The organism is Micromonospora sp. NPDC049801, from assembly GCF_040656575.1.
GTDB lineage: Bacteria > Actinomycetota > Actinomycetes > Mycobacteriales > Micromonosporaceae > Micromonospora.
This window is the reverse complement of sequence record NZ_JBFAMS010000014.1, coordinates 19,273-37,842: the sequence shown is the minus strand read 5'-3', so window position 1 is coordinate 37,842 and position 18,570 is coordinate 19,273. Positions and strand designations below refer to the sequence as shown.

General features: G+C 68.2%; 29 protein-coding genes. All 29 read right to left on the bottom strand.

Going from position 1 to position 18,570, the window contains the following annotated elements:
* Window positions 1-20: 20 nt before the first annotated feature.
* Window positions 21-1,112: a hypothetical protein gene (locus AB0I89_RS23745; RefSeq protein ID WP_357130638.1), complete on the bottom strand. Its 1,092-nt coding sequence runs from the start codon at window positions 1,110-1,112 to the stop codon at window positions 21-23.
* Window positions 1,113-1,121: 9 nt separating this feature from the next.
* On the bottom strand, window positions 1,122-1,358 hold the full coding sequence (locus AB0I89_RS23740) for a hypothetical protein (RefSeq protein ID WP_357130635.1): 237 nt from the start codon (window positions 1,356-1,358) through the stop codon (window positions 1,122-1,124).
* The gene (locus AB0I89_RS23735) at window positions 1,358-1,642 is read right to left on the bottom strand and encodes a hypothetical protein (protein WP_357130634.1); all 285 of its coding nucleotides are present in this window, start codon (window positions 1,640-1,642) and stop codon (window positions 1,358-1,360) included. The genes AB0I89_RS23740 and AB0I89_RS23735 overlap by 1 nt, the downstream gene beginning before the upstream one ends.
* 225 nt (window positions 1,643-1,867) lie before the next feature.
* Window positions 1,868-2,203 carry a hypothetical protein gene (locus AB0I89_RS23730; RefSeq protein WP_357130631.1) on the bottom strand — a complete coding sequence of 112 codons (336 nt, stop codon included), beginning with the start codon at window positions 2,201-2,203 and terminating at the stop codon, window positions 1,868-1,870.
* Window positions 2,204-2,280: 77 nt separating this feature from the next.
* Window positions 2,281-4,014, bottom strand: coding sequence for a hypothetical protein (locus tag AB0I89_RS23725; RefSeq protein ID WP_357130628.1), 1,734 nt, complete (start codon window positions 4,012-4,014; stop codon window positions 2,281-2,283).
* Window positions 4,015-4,031: 17 nt separating this feature from the next.
* Entirely contained in the window at window positions 4,032-5,525 is a 1,494-nt protein-coding gene (gene terL / locus AB0I89_RS23720) for a phage terminase large subunit (RefSeq protein ID WP_357130625.1), read from the bottom strand.
* A 16-nt stretch (window positions 5,526-5,541) separates the two neighbouring features.
* The gene (locus AB0I89_RS23715; protein ID WP_357130623.1) at window positions 5,542-6,135 is read right to left on the bottom strand and encodes an HGGxSTG domain-containing protein; all 594 of its coding nucleotides are present in this window, start codon (window positions 6,133-6,135) and stop codon (window positions 5,542-5,544) included.
* A gap of 65 nt (window positions 6,136-6,200) precedes the next feature.
* Window positions 6,201-6,512: a hypothetical protein gene (locus AB0I89_RS23710; RefSeq protein ID WP_357130620.1), complete on the bottom strand. Its 312-nt coding sequence runs from the start codon at window positions 6,510-6,512 to the stop codon at window positions 6,201-6,203.
* Window positions 6,513-6,648: 136 nt separating this feature from the next.
* Window positions 6,649-7,755, bottom strand: a complete 1,107-nt coding sequence (locus AB0I89_RS23705) for a hypothetical protein (protein WP_357130618.1) — start codon at window positions 7,753-7,755, stop codon at window positions 6,649-6,651.
* A 318-nt stretch (window positions 7,756-8,073) separates the two neighbouring features.
* The gene (locus tag AB0I89_RS23700; RefSeq protein WP_357130616.1) at window positions 8,074-8,529 is read right to left on the bottom strand and encodes a DUF6221 family protein; all 456 of its coding nucleotides are present in this window, start codon (window positions 8,527-8,529) and stop codon (window positions 8,074-8,076) included.
* A gap of 144 nt (window positions 8,530-8,673) precedes the next feature.
* The gene (locus AB0I89_RS23695; RefSeq protein WP_357130613.1) at window positions 8,674-8,994 is read right to left on the bottom strand and encodes a hypothetical protein; all 321 of its coding nucleotides are present in this window, start codon (window positions 8,992-8,994) and stop codon (window positions 8,674-8,676) included.
* Window positions 8,991-9,374, bottom strand: a complete 384-nt coding sequence (locus AB0I89_RS23690) for a hypothetical protein (RefSeq protein ID WP_357130610.1) — start codon at window positions 9,372-9,374, stop codon at window positions 8,991-8,993. Before AB0I89_RS23690 ends, AB0I89_RS23695 begins: the two co-directional genes overlap by 4 nt.
* 26 nt (window positions 9,375-9,400) lie before the next feature.
* On the bottom strand, window positions 9,401-9,667 hold the full coding sequence (locus AB0I89_RS23685) for a hypothetical protein (RefSeq protein WP_357130607.1): 267 nt from the start codon (window positions 9,665-9,667) through the stop codon (window positions 9,401-9,403).
* Window positions 9,664-9,999 carry a hypothetical protein gene (locus AB0I89_RS23680; RefSeq protein ID WP_357130604.1) on the bottom strand — a complete coding sequence of 112 codons (336 nt, stop codon included), beginning with the start codon at window positions 9,997-9,999 and terminating at the stop codon, window positions 9,664-9,666. Before AB0I89_RS23680 ends, AB0I89_RS23685 begins: the two co-directional genes overlap by 4 nt.
* Window positions 9,996-10,406, bottom strand: coding sequence for a DUF6085 family protein (locus tag AB0I89_RS23675; protein ID WP_357130601.1), 411 nt, complete (start codon window positions 10,404-10,406; stop codon window positions 9,996-9,998). Before AB0I89_RS23675 ends, AB0I89_RS23680 begins: the two co-directional genes overlap by 4 nt.
* Window positions 10,403-10,804 (bottom strand): hypothetical protein, encoded by a 402-nt coding sequence (locus AB0I89_RS23670; protein WP_357130598.1) that lies wholly within the window; start codon window positions 10,802-10,804, stop codon window positions 10,403-10,405. Before AB0I89_RS23670 ends, AB0I89_RS23675 begins: the two co-directional genes overlap by 4 nt.
* Complete coding sequence (locus AB0I89_RS23665) at window positions 10,801-11,166, bottom strand: hypothetical protein (RefSeq protein WP_357130595.1); 366 nt, start codon at window positions 11,164-11,166, stop codon at window positions 10,801-10,803. Before AB0I89_RS23665 ends, AB0I89_RS23670 begins: the two co-directional genes overlap by 4 nt.
* Window positions 11,167-11,170: 4 nt before the next feature.
* Complete coding sequence (locus tag AB0I89_RS23660; RefSeq protein WP_357130592.1) at window positions 11,171-11,527, bottom strand: hypothetical protein; 357 nt, start codon at window positions 11,525-11,527, stop codon at window positions 11,171-11,173.
* Window positions 11,524-11,814 carry a hypothetical protein gene (locus AB0I89_RS23655; protein ID WP_357130590.1) on the bottom strand — a complete coding sequence of 97 codons (291 nt, stop codon included), beginning with the start codon at window positions 11,812-11,814 and terminating at the stop codon, window positions 11,524-11,526. Before AB0I89_RS23655 ends, AB0I89_RS23660 begins: the two co-directional genes overlap by 4 nt.
* Complete coding sequence (locus AB0I89_RS23650) at window positions 11,811-12,242, bottom strand: hypothetical protein (RefSeq protein ID WP_357130587.1); 432 nt, start codon at window positions 12,240-12,242, stop codon at window positions 11,811-11,813. Before AB0I89_RS23650 ends, AB0I89_RS23655 begins: the two co-directional genes overlap by 4 nt.
* Before the next feature lie 11 nt (window positions 12,243-12,253).
* Entirely contained in the window at window positions 12,254-12,868 is a 615-nt protein-coding gene (locus AB0I89_RS23645; RefSeq protein ID WP_357130584.1) for a hypothetical protein, read from the bottom strand.
* Window positions 12,865-13,902 carry a hypothetical protein gene (locus AB0I89_RS23640; RefSeq protein WP_357130581.1) on the bottom strand — a complete coding sequence of 346 codons (1,038 nt, stop codon included), beginning with the start codon at window positions 13,900-13,902 and terminating at the stop codon, window positions 12,865-12,867. The genes AB0I89_RS23645 and AB0I89_RS23640 overlap by 4 nt, the downstream gene beginning before the upstream one ends.
* Entirely contained in the window at window positions 13,902-14,243 is a 342-nt protein-coding gene (locus AB0I89_RS23635; RefSeq protein ID WP_357130578.1) for a hypothetical protein, read from the bottom strand. The genes AB0I89_RS23640 and AB0I89_RS23635 overlap by 1 nt, the downstream gene beginning before the upstream one ends.
* On the bottom strand, window positions 14,240-14,437 hold the full coding sequence (locus AB0I89_RS23630; protein ID WP_357130575.1) for a hypothetical protein: 198 nt from the start codon (window positions 14,435-14,437) through the stop codon (window positions 14,240-14,242). The genes AB0I89_RS23635 and AB0I89_RS23630 overlap by 4 nt, the downstream gene beginning before the upstream one ends.
* Window positions 14,434-14,652 carry a hypothetical protein gene (locus tag AB0I89_RS23625; RefSeq protein ID WP_357130572.1) on the bottom strand — a complete coding sequence of 73 codons (219 nt, stop codon included), beginning with the start codon at window positions 14,650-14,652 and terminating at the stop codon, window positions 14,434-14,436. Before AB0I89_RS23625 ends, AB0I89_RS23630 begins: the two co-directional genes overlap by 4 nt.
* Window positions 14,653-14,657: 5 nt before the next feature.
* On the bottom strand, window positions 14,658-16,010 hold the full coding sequence (locus AB0I89_RS23620) for a replicative DNA helicase (RefSeq protein WP_357130569.1): 1,353 nt from the start codon (window positions 16,008-16,010) through the stop codon (window positions 14,658-14,660).
* Window positions 16,007-16,678 (bottom strand): ATP-binding protein, encoded by a 672-nt coding sequence (locus AB0I89_RS23615; RefSeq protein WP_357130566.1) that lies wholly within the window; start codon window positions 16,676-16,678, stop codon window positions 16,007-16,009. The genes AB0I89_RS23620 and AB0I89_RS23615 overlap by 4 nt, the downstream gene beginning before the upstream one ends.
* A 14-nt stretch (window positions 16,679-16,692) precedes the next feature.
* Window positions 16,693-17,685 carry a hypothetical protein gene (locus AB0I89_RS23610; protein ID WP_357130563.1) on the bottom strand — a complete coding sequence of 331 codons (993 nt, stop codon included), beginning with the start codon at window positions 17,683-17,685 and terminating at the stop codon, window positions 16,693-16,695.
* Window positions 17,682-18,557, bottom strand: a complete 876-nt coding sequence (locus AB0I89_RS23605) for a GIY-YIG nuclease family protein (protein ID WP_357130560.1) — start codon at window positions 18,555-18,557, stop codon at window positions 17,682-17,684. The genes AB0I89_RS23610 and AB0I89_RS23605 overlap by 4 nt, the downstream gene beginning before the upstream one ends.
* Window positions 18,558-18,570 lie beyond the last annotated feature (13 nt).

The window sequence follows — 18,570 nt, the reverse complement described above, 5'->3', positions numbered from 1 at the left end:
GATCGCCTCCCGGGGGTTGGTTAGCGCCGCTGGTCGGCGATGCGGTTGAGGTCCCGCAAAGGGCGGGGAACGATGGAGGTGCGCCAGGCCGGGTTGTCACGCCTCACAGCCAGGTCAGCCCAGTCGATGGAGCCGTTACGAAGCAGGGCCAGGCGGGCGGCACCGAGCACGGCGGTTTGCTGCGCGTCGGTGAGGGCGTCGAATGCGGCCTGCCGGTCGGGGGTGGCGTCGGCTGGTTCGTCCAGGTCGATACCGAGCGCCGACCAGGGTTTGACGTGTGGGGCCCTACTGCAACGCCCCTGCTGGTGATCGAGGGGGCCAGCCTCAGCCAGGTCGTGGACGGTGCCGTGCATCGCCCAACAGGACGGGCAGGTCTTCGCCGCGCTCTTACCGGTGACGGTGGCAAGCCACACCCACCCGTCGAGCAGGTCAGCGTTTGCGTCGTCCGCGTACCGGGCTGCGGTGCGGTACGCATCCAGGGTCTCCGTGCGAGCCACATTCAGGGCCCGCCGCAACCCGCCGTCGAAGGCCCCGTTCACTGCGGCAACAGCGCGCCGGGCGACCTCTTCCGGACTGCTGCCCAACTCAACTCCGCGCACCAGTTCGCGGCGGATCGCCGCTGACGCGTCCGCTGACAGCGGCCGGGTTTGCACGGTGATGGCCTGCGTGACGCGGGTGCGGATCACATCCAACGCGGACGGCAGGATCCGGGAGGTCACACGCTGGCGGGTGTCATCCCGGTACGCGGCGGGGAGCTGCGACGCGACCACTTCGGGTTGGGCGGTGATGGTGGCGTCGATGGCCAACCCGGAGGCGGTGATCACCGTGTCGGTGGTGGCCGCCGCCAGGACGGTGAGCGTGTCGTCGGTGTCGGCGAGCACCTGCTGCAACGGTTGCACCCGGGCCAACTCGACGGGGGTGGGCCACCGGTCGCGGGTCAACGCCCACCCGGCGAGCAGGTCAACGGCGGTGTGCCAGGTGGGGGCGAGCCGGTCCCATGCCTCAACCCACTGGGCTGTGAGGTCACGGACGGCGCTGTCGGCGTACCCGCCCACGGTCGCGCGCAGTGCGCGTACCAGTCGCAAGGTGCGGGAGGTGACAGCCACCGTCACCCCCGGCGGCTAGCGCTGGTTGCGCAACGTCTGCTCAGCGGCAGCGAACTGCTCGTTCATGTCGTCCGCGAACCTCCAGGGCTCGCTTCCATCACCCATCAGGGACCAGCCGGTAACCGTTCCAGTGCTGTCAGCGTGAAGTGCCAGTGCGTAGCCGCGTGGATGGAAGACAGTGGCGTTGATCAGCCACAACAGGCCAGTCTCGCTCAGCTCGCCGAACGGGCGGCCTGGCTCATCCGGTGCCATCAGTTGCTACCGGAGCACAGGCGCTCATCGTCGTCCAACCGTCGTCCGGCCTGAACCACGTACGTGATGCTGGCCCGCTGCTCGCCGGTCTTGTCGGTGGCGATCCGCTCACCGGCCGGCCACCACGACATGCCGGTGTCGTCGCCGTCCATGACAGCAACACGGCCCTCAGCCCACGCGGTGTTGTCTGTGAGCACGAACTGGCAGGCGGCGCAGCGTTGCAGCAGCCCAATCGGCGGTGCAGCAATGTGCACGGTGAATGGTTCGAGGTCGGCGACGCGCAACGCTAGTCACCTCCACATCGGCAATGGCGGCACCTGCGGTTGCCGCTCGGCGGTGGGGGTGGCGACGGGATGGTGCGCACAGCAGGAGGGACGCTGGCCACCCCGGACGGAACAAGTCGCTGCCCGTTGGGCGGCTGCGATGCTCGCGGCATGCTGGCTCCAATCAGAGGTGGCGCCGGGGCGGCCGGACCGTAACCGGCCACCCCGACACGATCAGTGCGGGCCTCAGAGGCCGCCGCGCTCCCGGTCCGCCACCGAACCCGGTGCAGGCTCACCCTCCACACCCGGAACGGGGGCCGGCTCCACGACCGGCGGCTCGTAGCCGTCGTCCGCCGACTCGGCCGCAGTGCGAACGTCATCGGCGGCCGACTTCAACTCGTCGAGCTTCGCCTGCACCTCCGCCGACGCCTCACCGTCGTTGATGACGGTTTCCAGCTCGGCGACCTTCGCCTCCAGCCGGGCCAGGGCGTCCCGCACGTTCTGGTTCGACGCGTCCTGCGCCTCGCGGGCCGCCTGGATCCGGCGCTGTACGTCGTCCAGCTCGTCGCTGATCTTCGCCATCTTGATCTCCTGCCTGTGCAGTGCTGTGCGCACCTCGGCGATTCCGAGGCGGCGTTGTAGGTGGTGCCACATGCCGGTCACCCCTGTCGTCGGGTTGCTCGCCGTCGCGGCGGGGCAGGGATGGGGAGCGCGAGCTGTTCGGTGGCAGGCCCATCGCCCGGATCCGGTTCGCCGCCGTCAACGTCGGGTTCGTCGTCGTCGGGTGCCATGCGTCCCGGCCCGGTGTCGGCGGGGTCACCGCCGTCGCGTTGCCGGTCGGCGGCCGGTGAGCCGAGCGGTGTGGGCCACAGGAATTCGCCGTCCGGGCCGACCATTTCCTCAAGCAACTGGTCGACGTTGCGCACACCCAGCGCGGTCAGCAGGAGACGGGCGACCACCTCGGGTGGGATGGTGCCCGTCCCGTTGGCTTCCACCACCGAGCGCACAACCGCCACCGGGTCAACCTTGTCGAGGCGCGGCCAGGTGATGTCGATCGTCGGGTCGGTGGCCCCCGCAAGAGTCACCACTTCCCGGCCCGTCCACGGGTCGGCGGCGATCGTGCCTTTCAACCGGCCCTGTGTCGCGCGCACCGACTCGGCGATCACATACCGGAGCATGCGGCCCAGCACAGCGGTCCACAGGTCGCGGCGTTGCAACATGGTGCCCTCGGTGGGCTTGTCCAGTGTCACCGCTGTAGCACGGTTGCCGGCTACCCCCGGGTCACCGAGCAGCCAGGTCACCGGGATGTCCATCGCTGACGCGACCATCGCCGCCAAGGGGCGACCAGAGTCGGCGTCGAGGGTGGCGCCGGACTTCGACACCGCCTCCAATTGCACATCCGGCGGCAAGACGGCGGTCGCGCCCGCGTGCAACGGTTCGCCTGTCGCCGCGTCTCTGGTGGGCGGGGCCGCCAGGCGGGTGCGGACGGTGCCGTTGCGACTGCCCGGCGCGCTCGCCTTCCACGCGTACCGGGACAGGGACCGCATCAGCCGCGCCCAGTCCTCCAAGAACTCCTTGTATGCCTTCGCCCAGTCCACCGCGGCGTACGCGTCGGGGATGCCCCGCTGCCAGCCGAGCGGCTGGTTGACGGGCACATGCAGGACGGGCGAGAACCAGTCAACCTTCTTCCCCGCGTACGTGCCTGGTCGAGAGGTAGGCCGGTAGTCGACGTCCGGGTACAACTGCTCCCGCGTCGACCGCAGCGCGTTGCCGTGCTCGTCCCGGTCTACGTGCGTCCACCGGCGCAGATAGAACCACGGCGTGGCGGCGTCCTCCGGGTCGCAGATGATCTCGGCGATCTCATCCGCTGGCAGGGTGCGCACCTGCACATGCCCCGTCGTCGGCCGGGTGAACAAGGCGAGGAACACTTCCCCGTCGCAGCCGAGACCGAACGTCTCCAACTGGTCCCGCGCCGCCGCGCCGGTGGCAGTCCGCTCATTCGACGGGTCCGTCAGGAACGCGTGCACCACCGCCTGCACATCCTGCTCACCGTCCTTGCGGCCGTTCGCGCGGGCGGTGATCTCCACACCCTGACCCCACACGTACGCCGACCGCAGGTTCAAACCCCGCTTGATCAGCGGTTGCTTGATGGCGAACAGGCGGCAGATCGCCCGCATCTGAACCATCGCCTCAGGCGAAAACTCGTGCTCACCCTGCGCGGTCAGGCGGATCCAACCCGGCTCGTACAACGCCCGCTGCAAGTCGGACACCGATTCTTGCAGCAGTTCGTTGTTGTTGACCTCCTGGTTGAGGCGGGTCAACAGGTGCTCCACCTGCTCGTGCAAGTCCACCTCGGCGGACGGGGCGACCTCAACGACGGGGGTCTCAGACACCGGCCACCCCCTGCCGGTCAGACGGGCGAGATTTCGAAGTCGTCGTCCTCTTCGTCCACGTACACGTCGTCGCCCAAGAACAACGGGCTGATCAGCAGCCGGTTGAGGGCCTGCGACAGGGCGTCAACCCGGTCGTCATGCGCCGAGTTCGGAAAGCCCGCCGCCTCCTCAATCAGGCCGTCCACCCACGGGGCGATCTCCGGCGCGGGCAGGAACACGTTCTTCGACTCCACCAGCGGCGAGACGGCGGCGGCGCGCGCCGTCTTCGACCCGTCCGGCTCCACCGGAATCAGGCCAGCGATGCTACGGCGCAAGAAGTTGATGACCGCCGTGCCGTTGGCCTTGTCCTCAACCAGCTTCGCCGTTGACTGCGGCCACCGAGCGGCGAGCGCCCGCACCGCCTGCAACGTCTCCACGAACGTCATCCGCCCGTGCTTCTGGTCAAGCAGATACGCGGTCGCGTCCCGACGGCCCCACACCTGGCCGCACACGTAGTCGGCACCCTCGGTGTCCTTGAACGTCATGTCCCACGAGGTGAGGATTTCGTCGAAGCCGTGCGCCCATCGTGAGCCGTCTTCCCGTTCAGTCCACTGCGGGTTGGTGTAGAACTGCCACCACTCGCGTTGGAAGATGTTGCCCTCCGCCGGGGAGGGGCGGCCCTGGAACAGGGCGTTCCACGACCGGGAGCCAGCTTCGCGCTTGCGCTGCTCCCAGTCGTCGCGGCTGCGGCCCCGCGCGGAAATCATGAACTCGCCCGGCTCGCGTCCCAGCGGGTCAGACTCGCCCTTGTTCGGATCGTGGTCTGCCTGCGCGGGGATGTTCAGGACGCGCCAGTCAACGCCGTCGTCGCGTTCCTGCAACCAGCCCGACAGGTCGTCGTTGCGCCAACGCGTCTGAATGATCACCACAGCGACGTTGTTGCCGAGCCGGGGGATGGCGACCTCTGTCCAAAACTCTTGGACCGTTTCCTTCCACGCCTTCGAGTCGGCCTGCTCACTGTTCTTGTACGGGTCGTCGATGATCAGCAGATCGACTGGACGCCCAGTGAGGCTGCCGGCGATGCCGACACAGAACACCCCGCCCTCGTGGCCGAGGATTTCCCACTCATCGGCCGCCGACGACGCCGGGTTGACGGTCAGGTTCAGCTTGCCGCCATGCTCGGCGATGTCATCGCGGATGTTGCGGCCCCAACGCCGAGCCAACCCGTGGCTGTTCGACACGATGGCGATCCGCAGGTCAGGGTTACGGACCAGCATCCACAGCGGGAACCGCCGCGACGTGCGTTGACTTTTCCCCTCCTGCGGGGGCATCGCCAACATCAGCCGCTTACAGCGACCCTCGGCAACGTCAACCAACGCCTCATCGATCAGGTTGAGCGCCGGCGTCTGCACCGTCTTCGGGTCCAACTCCAACGCCATCTGCCCAGGTGATACCCAAGGGCAATCCCGCTCGCGCGGCGGCTCGAAAAACTGGGCGGCAGCCTCCCACGGTGAAACAGCGGCGACCGTCATGGGTCACCCCCGGTTCTCATGCCGCGGCGACCCCCCGCAACCGCATTGGCACCACCGTGGCCACCTTCGCCTGCTGGGCCGGCGACAGGTCCAGATCCCCGAGGATCGCTTTGATGACCCCGGCGAGCATCGCGCCTTGCTGCTCCGCCAACTTCACCCGGCGCTCCTCAAGCCCGGCGCCGATGGCCTCCTTGCACACCTTCACCAGGTGGGCACGCTCGGCACGCCACAACTGAACCCACACGTTCACCTCGGCTGCGCGGGTTGTGTCGACGCCGGGGAACTCGCTGGCGTCTTTTGTCACCTCCGAGGTGACACCCCACACCACCTGATCGGCCTGCAACGCCTGCACCTGCTCGTGCAGCCACGCGACAGCGCCGGCCGTGCGGTGCACCTCCTCAAGGAGGGCATCGCGGGGGTCAACCTCGCGCGGCAAGCCGAATGTCTTCACCGCCTGCTCGGCCAGCGCGGTCTGGACCCGCCGCTCTGCCGCCGCCTTGACCTGCGGCGCTGCGCCACCATGGAACCGGCACCGATTAGTGCCCTTGACGACCGGGCGAGTGCACGGCTTACCGGTACTTCTGGCGTGCGCTCCGCAAAGCTCTGCCATGGGGTACCCCCTCCCCATGCAGATGCTATGAGGTCTGCCGGCCAGCGTGTCACTTTGCAGCGACCTTACCCGGCCAGTGCGTCCGCGCTGATTGGCTTCCGGTCAAGCGCATCCCAGTCGCGGCCGGGCCGCGGTTTGCGGTAGGAGCGGGGAGACCGGCGTGTCGCTGACTCGGCTTTGGCCCCGTCGAGGTACCGGAACAGGCGGTGGCCTTTCCAGTTGCGGCCCGCCTCAGTCAGGTAGACGCGCTCCCCGTCGGCGTTGAGGTAGCCGTCGGTGTGCCACGTGTTGACGAGTTGGGGTGTGACGCCGAGGGCGAGGGCGAGTTGCGCGGCGGTGAGTTTCGCGTCGGGGTTGGCTCCGGGGCGCACCGTCACCCCCTTTCGGGTACACGGGAAAGCCCCGCGCCGTGTGGGCTGCGGGGCTTCCTGTGGTGTTTGTGGGCAGACTTCGCCACCCGCAACGATAAAGGGTCGTAATCGAGTTGACCAGTGCGGGTGCGTGACACGCCGGTCACACGGCGGCGGGTTGCTTTTTCCGCCTCGCGGTGGGGGCGATTTCTTTCAAATGGTCCCGGTATTGGGTGGCGGTGAAGATGCGGCGGCAGTCCGGGTTCTGGCATTCGATGTCACCGGTGCCGTCCTGGCGGCGGTACAGCATGCGCAGGGTGCAGGCGGGGCAGTCGACGCCGTCGCACAGTTCGGCCTGGGGGTCGAAGTCGCCGAGGGCGCCCATGAGGGTGCCGCGGATGCTGCTGAGCATGTCGGCGAACGCGTCCATGGCCGGGTAGTTGTCGCATGCCCAGTTGAGGCGTTTGGTGAGCCAGTCGACAAGGTTGTTGATGGTGGGGGTGGGCCGGTAGCGGCTGCCGGGTGCTCCCGCGTCTGCCCATGCCCGCATTTCTTGGTCGAGGATTTGGGCGATGGGGACGGCGCCGATCTGGTCGCCTGCGGGGATCATCACCTTGTACCCGTTGGGGTCGCGGCGGGCTTGCCGGTCCATCACGGTGAGTTGTTGGCGGTGGTGGTGGAAGTCGCGGTGGAAGGTGACCGCGATGGTGCCGTCTTCGTTCTCTGTTTCTTCGCGCCGCTCGGTGACTTCGAAGCGGGTGTAGTTGACGGCGACAGGGGTGAGTCGGCTGGCGGGGATCCAGTTGTCGCCGGTGGTGTCGATGGGTCGGCCGCCGTCGCGGATGACCGGTCCGAGTAGGTCGTGTGCGTGCAGGTCGAGAGGCACGGGGGCTTCGTGCCCACCCCCCGTAACGATGATGTCCGGGGCGATGGAGGGGGCGGGCCCGGCGGTGCGGCGGATGAGGTGGTGTGCGGTCCAGCCGCCGTGCCATTTCCCGGTGGGTGAGTGGTCGTGTTCAGGGTGGCCGGGGTGGCGGGGGGTCTGACCGGCAGGCACGGTGAGGTGGCAGGTGCGGCAGATGAGCACCGCTGCGGTGGTGCTGTCGTCGGCGGGGATGAGGTCGTCAGTAAGCCGGACGGTGAGTTCGAGCAGGCTGGTGAGGGCGACGGGTAGCCAGCGACGGCAGGGTTCGCAGATCAGCCCGTATTCGGGGTCGCGTCGGTGGCAGGCGTTGCACGCACCTTCGGGGGCATCAGTGTCTTGGTGCATGGTGGCTGGTCTCCGATCTGCGTGGCTACGCTGTGGCGGAGACTCCGGGGGATTTCGGGGTGGTGGGATTGGCGGCGGCTTGGATGGCAGTCCGGGCCGCTGCTGCCGTTCTGGCTACAGTCGGTCGCAGAACGAGTGGATGCCGTCGGCGATGTCATCAATGGCGCGGGCGATCGGTTCGGTGCCCGCACGACAGAAGTCGATGAGCCAACTCAAGACCCGGGTCGTCATTCGTTCAGCCACCCCACCCGCCAGCGTCGTGCGCCAACTGCTCGTCTTCGTCGATCTGCCCGGTCAGCCACTCCATCCGGTCGTCGGTCACGGCTTCCACGCATCCTGACAGTCGGGGTGGGCGGTGAATGGCCGGGCGAGCGCCAGCAGCGTCGGACATTCGTCGATCTGATGCATGGGCAGCCCGATCGGGTCAAGGCCACAACCAGCGCAGTCGCCGTGCCCGTCGTCGTGGTGGGCGTCGAGGATGACCCGCTTGGAGGCCAAGTCGTCAAGCACGTACTGCGGGTCGTTGTCGGCGATGTGTTCGCCGTGCTCCTCGAAAAGGTAGCCGTAAGGGCCGGAGACGATCGCGCCAGGATGACGGCGATCGTCGCTGGGGTAGATGCCGCTATCGGAGGAGCGCCACATGGGGCCTTCGGCTGCGGCGGCTTCCGCCTTCTGCTCGCGTTCGTCGTACCGGGCGCGCAGGAAGACCGCGAGTGACAGCGTGTCACTGTCCATCGAAGTGCGTTGGTCTGGACCCGGGGTTTCGCTCGTCACTAGCCCTCCTTCGATGACGCTGCGTACATTCTGCCTGATCACCGACACCACCTGCCGACCTGCCGCGCCCGCAGCCGCCGTCGGTACAGCCGCCTGTGCCAGTTGACGATGACCGCGTGCCGCCACCGGGCCGCCTCATCTCGCTCACCCATCGGCCAACCCCCGTCGCCGCTGTGCCGCCCGCACGGCTTCGTCTTCGTCGTCGGTGCGCTGCCGGCACACCACGTTGCCCGGCGACTCGATCACGGCGGGCTCCTTCCGTTGCTGCTGGTTGAGCAGGTCGAGCAGAGTCGGCCCGTCTTGCCCGTTGTGGTGGGGCCGGACGATGGACGGGGCGGTGATGCCGTGCTCACGTGCGCAGCCCGAGCCGAGGCCCGCCACCAACGGCCCCTTGGGCACAGCTCGGCCGCAGGACTGGCAGGTACGGGGCTCGGGCGGGCCGGGCAGCAGCGGCAGGGTCATCACGGCGTCGAGTCGGGCATGGCCACCGGGATCACGGCAAGGTGCGGGTGGTTCATCGCCAGCTCGTCCAGCGGGTTGATTCGGGTGTGAGCGTCAGCCGGCAGAGGCTGAACCTCTCGGTGGGTGCCGTACCGGTCGGTCTGCTCGGCCAGCCACGACCACACGTGCGCCTCGTCGCGGAACTCCGGCGGCTTGACGTCGGCAAGGTCGGGGTGCTGTCGCAGTAGTTCCGGCTTGCACTCGTCGGCGGCGCGCGGCAGTTGGTGGGTGAACAGGGTGTCGCCGGTCATGTAGTCGAGCAGTTCGTGAACGGCGCCGAAGCCGTCGGGGGTGACGAGCTTGTCTGCGGTGAGGGTGAGAATGGTGCCGAGGTGAGTGCGCACAGGGTTGTTCCTTTCGGTGGGGCCGCTCAGCGCGGCTGGCTCCTCTGGTTCGGGATCTTGTTGGGCTTCGGCTTCTGGCCGCGCCCGTTGTGCTGGAATCCGGCCTTGCGCAGGTCCCGGCGCAGCGCATTCAAGCTGTTGGTGTCGGATGCGCTCGACGGGGTGGTGGTGACCAGCAGGCCGCTCGGGTTCCAAATCTTGACGTGGCCCGACTTGGCGAACTCCACCCGCCAGCGGGCACGCCGCAACGCCCGGAACAGGCGCAGGCGGTCCGCACCGTCACGGTTACTCACCGACCCACCCCGCCCGGACTTCGACGTCGCAGGCGACGCCACAGGGTGCGGAACAGGGGCGGCGCTGAGACGTCCATGGTGGTGATGAATCCGGTGACCACCGGCACGCCCATGTTTTGCCGCGCCACCCACTGGTTGTGCACGTCGGCGATGTGCTCGGCCAGCTCGCGGGTCATCACTAGGTCGGCGGCCATCCTGCCCCCATCAAGCGGGCCGAGGCCGTTGGTGGTGACCGCCCACCCGCCGATCTCGTCGTTGACCACGGCAGACCACCGGGCGGTGAGGGCTTCCGTGTTGTAGGCAACCTCGACAGTGCTGGGCTGCCCGGTCATAACGGCACCCCCGGCCCAACCCGGTCACCGATAACAAGATCGCCGCCCTGACCTTCGTCGGAAAGATCCACCACAAATCGACCGAGTTGCGCCGGCGGGCTGTCAAGGGCGAGGGCGGCCCGGTTGAACGGGCAGCCGAACAAGCCACCGTTTTGGCGGCAGGCCAGCGGGTGCTGTATGCACCAACCTTCGTCGCGGAATTCCGCGATATGGCGGGGGTCGTCGTCTGCGGGGGCGAGGCGAGCGGCGGCGGCGAGAGCGGCCAGCGCGACCTTCGCGTCGTGGTTGTCTTCCCGGGACCCGCAGCGGCACTCGGCGATCAACCCGTCGTAGAAGGCCACTGCATGTTCGTCCCACGCAGCCTCAATGAGGTTAACGTCGTCGTCGGTGTACGGCCGCCCAGTCACGATGTTTCCTCCACGGTCGCCCACGGGGTGGTGTGCTGGTAGCGGTGAATCATTTCCGCCGAGCCACGCCACCCCGGGTCGACCGCGCGGTGCGCCTCGTGGCTTTGGATCATGATCCGCGCCTGCTCCCGAGTGGCTGGCTCCTCCGACATCACCACACCGTCACGGCGGATGCGGATGCCCGGCTGCTCCACCGTCTCCGTCCCTGCGGGCAGCAGCCGCCCGGCCGTCGCGAGGGCGTCCAGCACGGCGCGGGCCGCAGCCTCGTACTGGTGCTGCTTCTCTTCTACCTCCCACGACCCGGACGAGTCGTCGAAGAACGCGTCCTTCATCCCGGTCTCGCGTAGCTCGCCAGCGATCAGGCTGACGTCAGCGTCGGTGTACGGCTGGTCGGTCACGGCCGCTGCCCCTCATCTGTGGGTGCGGTCACCCACGGGCCGCCGTCCCGGCACACGACCTCGGCATACTCGCCCATGCCCGCCGCGCGTTGCAGGGCAACGGCCTCGGTGAACGGGATGCCGTCAACGAACCCATCTGCGTAGCGCACCGACCATTCGCGGTTGCCGCCGGAGGCAAGCCGGTCGGCGAGGTCGCGCAACGCCGCCCGGATGGCGGGCACGTCTTCGTCAGTGGCGGCCAGGTGCGAGTGCAGCAGCTCGTGATCTTCGTAGTCGGCACGCAGCAGGCGGGCCGCGAAGTTGAGCGCGGCGCGCTCAGGGTTGAACGGCGGGGCGACGACCACGCGCGGGGTGTCGATCACAGGGTCACTCACCGGGCCACCGCCGTGACTTGGTGATGCGACGGCGACGGCCATCCGCCGCCTCAGCGAGGTACGGGTACAAGTCGTCCATCGCGATGCACGCTTCGACGACCTCGAAGAGGACCGCCGAGTCCTTGGGGATCTGCGTGTCGCGCCCCATGTTGGCGTCCACGCGACCGGCCATCGTGCCGCGCACGTACCCCATCACGGCGGCTTCGCGCACTAGCCGCCGCTCGTATGGGCGAAGTGTGGACAGTGCCCGGCTGACGGCGTCGGCGCGCTCCTGCCGACGGACCTCGAAGTATCGGATCAACTCCGGGGGCAGTGTGGGCGACGCCTCGGCCGCCGGGATGTCGGTCATCGTGTCACCGGCTTCTTCGGCGCGATCTGGTCTGCGGTCGCCCGCAGAATGTCCCCGGCGAGCTGCGGCAGGACGGTCGCCGAGATGACCCCGACGGGGGCGGCGGCGTCGGCCTGCCGGTCGCGCACGCTCGGGTGGACGTCGTGCTTCACGACGTTGATCTCGTAGTAGGGCTCGGTCATGGTCGTCTCCTCGAAGTCGGGGTTGTTCGGCTGGTACCGCTCGCAGCGGCCGTCCACGTGATCCGGCTCGGCCTGGCCGCAGAAGAAGCAGGGGCGTTTGCTCACGCCGCCTCCCGACGGTTGCGCTGCACCCGCTCGATCAGGGCGTCCGGGTTCATGCCGTACTCGGTCATCCACTCTGCTGGCAGCTCGTACGGACCAGACCCCTCGTCCCAGGTCGACCAAATCTGCTTTGCTAGCCGGTCACCCAAGCTGGGGGGCAACTCGCGCAGCACGTACGCCAACGCCCACTCCGCGTTGAGGGCGCACGACGAGTGGGCGAAGGCGGCCGGGTTCTGCACGCTGAGCCCGGTGAAGTTGAGGGCACCTCGTTCGGTGGCGTGGCAAACCAACCACCGGGTGAGGCTGTCCGCGTTGACGTCTTCCAGCCGCTCCGGGAACGCGGCTGGGTCGGCCGGGCTGGACAGGTCGTCGGCGTCGGGCATGCCGGGCAGCGGCACATCCTCGATTACAGGCGCGGTCGTGTCGGTCATTGGTGGCCTCCTCAGGCTTGAATCAACGGTTGGGGTCGGTTCGGGTACAGCAGGTCGGCCAGCCGGTCAGGGCTGGGCAGGGACGTGGTGCGGGCTTCCGGGTTGATGAGGATCACCGGCAGGCGCAGTTGGTGGGCCTTCTTCACCGCCGAGAACGTGCCCCCGCCACGCTTCGACGGACGCCACACCGCCAGCACCGCGCCGTCGGCCTCGGCGGTCGCGGCCAACATGCCGTCGTTGCGCTTGTGCAGCAGCGACACCGCCACCCGCTTACGGGCATGCACGGCTAGGCCGGCGAGGTCCCCGTACGGCACCACGTCGGCGGCCAGGGCGCGCAGACGATGCCACTCGGCCACCGCCTGCGGGTTCGACTTCCGCCACGGGTCCGCTTGCTGCGGGAACGGAATGTGCGCCACGAACGGCACTGCCGCCCGGTGCAGCGAGTCCGCCCACCACATGTCCGACCCCAACGCCATGCCGGTAATGCCCGTGGTCATGCCGCGCTCGTCGCGCAGCCACACCGCCGCCGCGTCCAACCGCTCCCGCACCCAGCCGTGGGCGTCGTCGGGGATGTCCTGCGGGCGGTGGCCGGTCACCATCACCGTCGGCCACACGGGGGCGGTCACAGCAGCCCACCTCCCCGCCGCGACTTGTTCTCCCACAGCAGGTCGGCAGCGATCGGGGACAGAGACGAGCCGCCACCAGAAAGGTCGCCACCCAGACACACCCCACGGCCCCGATAGCCGCAGTCGACGCTGGGGCGGGCGTACGCGCCTTCATTGCCGGCCAACTCCACCCGATGCCAGCACGGCACGTCCTGCCGGAAACCCGCCGGCCCGTGCAGCCCCGTGCACAACGGTCCGGCCGTGCACTCGACCCGCTGGTCGGCGGGCATGCCGTGCTGCTCGTGAATGAACCTGATCCCCGGGCATGAGGCGAGACGCGCGACGTCCGGGTTGTCGACGAGCCGGCCGGCTCGCTCGTACTCCTCGGCAGCGCCCCAACAGGCGGCACGGCCCGCGTGGAACGTCGACCCCGGAGCGCCCGGAACGAACCGGGACTCCTCGGGGAACGTCACCGTCTTCTGCCGGGTCGAGATCGGCTCAAGGCAATGCGCGCACACGCCCGGCTGGGCGGTCGCCATCAGCCGATCCATCTTGCGCATCTGGTGTTGGGCAAGCACCTGCTGATCCCGGTCCTGGCACGGCCACGGATGCCCGTGACACGAGCACGTCTGATACGGGCCCGGCAGCCGATGCCAGTCGTTCTGGCGCGGCCACGACGTGAAACTGACCTCACGGGTGCCGTCGTGCAACCGGATGAACCCGCGCTCCTCACCCGGCTTGATGATCAGCGGCCCGGCCTGGTGGCGCAGCACGATGTGGAACGGCCGGTTCTTGAACAGGGCGAGTGCCCGCTTTTCACCCGACAGGCGGCCAACCGACGCGACCAGCTTCGCCCGCTGCTCATCGGTCAGGTCGGCGTCGGGAATGGGGCGGATCTCGTGGACCAGCCACGCCGCGTACCGCCACGCCACCACGTCGCCTTCCTCGGGGTGGGTGCAGCCGTACGGGTCACGGCGGTTCCCCAACGCCGGCGCCCACCGGTCGGGGTCTTGTGCGCCGTTGTTGTGCAGGCTCGGCAGGGGATTTTCTTCCATCACGACGCCTCCCCGTCGTACAGGGCCAGCGCCGTCTTCGCTGCCTCACCGTGGGCGACGTCCTCCAACAACACCCGCCGTACCTTCGCCAGCATCTCGGCGAACTCGGGCGCGGTCGGGTCCGTCGGCACCGGCCACCAACCCTCATCCGTGCCAGGGCGGGCCATCCGCACAGCATCGCGGCGGCGCGCGTACACCGTGAACCCGGCCGCTTCGAGGGCCGCCACCATGCGGTGGCCGTCGTTCGCCTCAACGCCGGGGCACTCCCGGCGCAGCGTTGCAGGCTGCCCGTAATGCTCGTGCCGGCCGTGCGGATCAGTGTTCGTGCACGCCTCGCTCATGCCGCAGCCCTCCGGTTCGAATCGCTGTTCATCGGGAACACGAACACGTCGCCGAGCTGGGCCACATGCTGCTCAGCCGACCCCCGGTGCACCTCGCACACGTAGCGGGTCATCCCGTCGCCGGGGAAACGGCCCGACGACACCTCCCAGCGCGCAGGCTCGTCCGTGGCAAGGCCGCAGTAGTCGCAACTCATGCCGCCAACCCGTCCGTGTCATGGCGCTCGCCCGACCACCACGCCCAGCCCGTGAACCAGATGTGCCCGCGCGGGCAGACGTAGTCGGCGACCACGCCCGTGCCGCGTTCGTTCTCCCGAACCATCAGTGGGGGTAGCGGAGTTCGGTTGAACCGGCAGCGCGGGCAGCAGTCCGAGTACGGCGGTCGGTCGGCGGCGTTATCCACCAGGCTCATCCCGCTCACGGCATCGCCATCGACACGAAGCGGTTCAGGTGCAGTTGCGCAGCCACCTCAACGGTGCCGCGAGCGCCACCACGGTTCTTCTCCACGATCAAATCCGCCTCGCCGAGGCGCTTCGTCTTGTCGAACTGCTCGTCCCGGTGCACGAAAATCACCACGTCGGCGTGGGCTTCGATGCCGCCCGACTCCTTCAAGTCCGTCAGGACGGGCCGCTTGTCGGCGCGCTGCGCGTACGCCCGATTCATCTGCGCCAGCAGCACCACCGCGAGGTCTAGTTCACCGGCGAGGTTCTTCGCCGACCGGGCCATCTCGTCGATCTGCTGGTTGCGGGGCGCGCTGGTCGCTGACTCGATCAACCCCAGGTAGTCGATGACGACCAGTTCCAGGCCGTGCTGCTGCTTCAACCGGCGGGCACGCACCCGAATGTCCGCCATCGTCAAACCCTTGGTGTCGTCGATCCACAGGGGCGCGTCTTCGGTCTCCCCGCACACCCGGGCGATGGCCGTCCAGTCGTCGGTGTCCAACGTGCCGTCGGTGACCTTCTTCGCTGGCACGCGGGCGGCGGCGCAGATCAGCCGGTTGAACAACTCCTGCTCGGTCATCTCCATCGAGAACACCCCCGTCGGGCGGCTGTGCGCGAACGCCGCCGACCGCACGAAGTCGCCGGCGCCCAACGTCGACTTGCCGCCGCCCGGGATGCCAGCCACCACGTACAGACGCTGCTTTTGCAAGCCGTGGATCAACTGGTCCAGGTCGGGGATGCCCGTCGGCACTCCCGGCGGGCCGGTGCCTTCCTCAGCGAGTTCGATCGCGTCCAGGCCGGGGCGGATGATGTCCCGCCACCGCCTCGGACCACCGTCACCTGCGGCGCGCGTACCCAGGTCCGAAATCATGACCCGGGTACGCTCCAACAGCTCAGCGGGATCGCTCGCACTACCGGACCGAATGTCGTCACGGACCTTCTCAAGCCCGGCGTCGAAGTCCCTCAGCAGGGCCTTGGAGGCGACCGTCCGCGCGTGATAAATCGCCTCACCGACCGGGGCGGCAACCGGGACCACCGCCATCAGGTCGTTCAAGTACAGGGCGCCACCCGGCAGGCGGGTGAGTAGCTTCTCGTCCGCCAGATACCCGGCCACGCTCGTCGGGTCCGTCTTGCGGCCCTTCTCCCGCAGCGTGGTGATCGCCTTGAACAGCAGCGGATGGCACGGCTTGTGGAACGATGCCGCCGACACCAACGCCTCCACCTCGCCGATGACCAGCGGGTCGCGGAGCATTGCCCCCAACACCACCTGCTCGGCGCCGTGGTCGTAGAACACGGTCACCGGGTCGGCCCGGTCCAGCGTGTCCGTCACGGCAGGTCACCGCCGCGCCGCCGGTCCGAACCCTTCAACCCCACCTGCACGCTGGTGGACAGGCGGGACACCACCCGCTCATCCACGTCGGCGCGAAGGCCGGCAGCGTCAAGGTTGGTCGTGGTGATCGTCGGCAGTTGGTTCGCCCACCGGGTGTCCATCAGCCGGTACAGGGTGTCCTCCGTCCAGTCGGTGGACTTGCCCGCCCCCAAGTCGTCGAACACCAGCAGATCCACCGTCTGAAAGTCAGCCAGGGCGCGCAGATGCCGGTCGTCGAGCTGCGGGCGCATCGCCGCGTTGAACTCGGGGTGGCTGGTGATCGTGTACGTCATCCGCCGGCAGCGGCGGGCAGACTCCAACACCACCCGCCGCAGGGCGCCGAACGCCTGGTGACTCTTGCCGGTGCCCACCGGTCCGAGCAGCAGCAGGCCGGGGCACTCGGCCGGGCCACGCAGGTACGCGTCCACCCACCGGCGCACGTACGGGTGGTCCGGTTCGGCGTTGCGGAACCGGGGCGGCAGGATCAGGCTCAACGTCGCCTCGGCCTGCTCGGTCAGATGGTCGGCGAGGTCAAACCCGGGCCGTGGGGGGACGGTGGTCGGGTCAATGCCGTGCCGTTCCATCACTTCGCGGGCGAGGCCGCCGAGGTCGGTGCTGCTGATGTCCACTGGCCCTCCTTCCGTTAGAGCTTCACGTCGTAGCGGTCTTGGTTCTCGTGGCTGTTGCGCAAGATCCGGGGGTTCGCGGGCTTCATGCCGCCGTTCATCCGACCGCCCTGCTGGTTGCGCTCGGCTTCGGCAGCCTCTTCGGCCTCCATGCGCAGACGCAGTTGGTCGAACTTCTCGCGCAGCTTCGGAATCGACATGATGTTGCTTTTCCAGAACGGATGCTTCTGGGACCACCGAGTAATCCGATGGATCTCGTCGAGGGATCGCTTGTCGAGGTCGATCATTCGCCGCGCCTCAGCCCGCCACCCGTCGCTGATGGTTGGGCGCTTAGAGCCGTTCTTGACGATCCATTCGGCGAGATAGGTGCACACTCGCTCGACGTCTTCGCGGTACGGCTCGACCTTCTTCGGTTTCGCTGATGGCTTGGAGCCCTCGGGGGACGCGCCCTCCCCGAACAGGGGAGGAGTAAGGGTTGGGTTAGTTGTAGAACTCTCCGTAGGAGAGTTCCTAATAAGGAAGCCCTCGCTCGGCGTATCGCCTGGCGGCATGCCGGCGTATCGCCTGGCGGCATGCTCCGTATCGCCTGGCGGCATGCCCTCCCCGCCAGCCCGTGCCGCCAGGCGATACGCGCCATCGACGTCCGTCGCCGCACCCTGCCGGTCGGGGGTGGTTGAGGCTGCCGTCTTCGTGGCCCGCTTGCGCGGTTCCCGTGCCGCATTTGGGTCACCAACAGAGAGCGCGTAGCCGGTCCGAGACTCGCCCTCCACCGACAATTTCCGAACCCACCCAGCGGCAGTCAGAGCCCTCATCCATTCGACGAGCGTCGAGCGGGAAGCGCTCGTTGTGGCCTCAAGCTCGGTGTAGGTGGGGGCGTGCTTAGGGGCGATTTCGGCCGTGCTGGCGTTCGACTCAGACAGCAGCATCATGAGGATGCACTTGCCGGTGATGTCAATGCTCGACACCTTTACGGCCTTCTCCACCTCCCACCGCGTGACCAACCCCGTCACCCCTCGGAATCCGTCAGGGGAAGATCGAAGGCTTCGCGGGCGCGGGCGGAGACGACCGCCTCGTGGGCCAACTCAAGGCCGGCAAGGGTTGGATTGGCGTCCTGTGCCCGCTTGAGGCAAGCGGCGCGATCAGCGCCATCGAGTCCATTGAGGTACGCGACTGCCATGCTCTGGGCGACCAGGCGTACCGACGCGGCGAGAGTCCGCGTGTCGTTGATCTGCTCGCCCAAGTCTTTGGCCAGCGCCGAGTACACCTGCTCGGGGGGAAGAACGTCGAGCAGTGCATGAGCCGCCGTCGTGAGAACTGCAATGTCGGTCTGCATCTCGGCGACAGCGGCGAACACGGCGCGAGCGATGGCCTCCTCTCCGCCGAGGCCGTCCTCGCCGTCCGCTTCACCTTGGGCGCGACCAGCCGCGATGAAGCGGTCCGCCTCGCCGATTGTGAACTCTTCCAGGATGCTGCCGGCTAGTTCGTACCGTCCGGTGTGCCAGGCTGGCATCTCAACGTGATCTCTGACGTATGGGTGAACCTTCCGCCAGTTCTCCGCGATCCAGGCTCCGTCGATGTCCTCGGGACGGACGCCGGTCTCCACCCACACGTGCGGGTTGTGCTGGTCGTTGTGCAGCGGTCCTTCTTCGCGGATGGCCCTTTTCTCGGCGTCGAGAGCTTCCTGTCGGGTCTCGAACGGCTCGATGGTGATGTTGGCGACCTGCGTCCACCACGGCTTGCCTTTGCGGTGGCTCTTGAGCCGGGTGGGCAGGTCGGCGGTGATGCCGACGTAGAGCAGAACGTCGGTGCGGTCGAAGAACCGGTAGAGGGCGTGGGGTTGGTTCTCAAGCGCCAAGGTGGCGGCGCTTACCCGTCGTGGCATGCGGTTCTCCTGT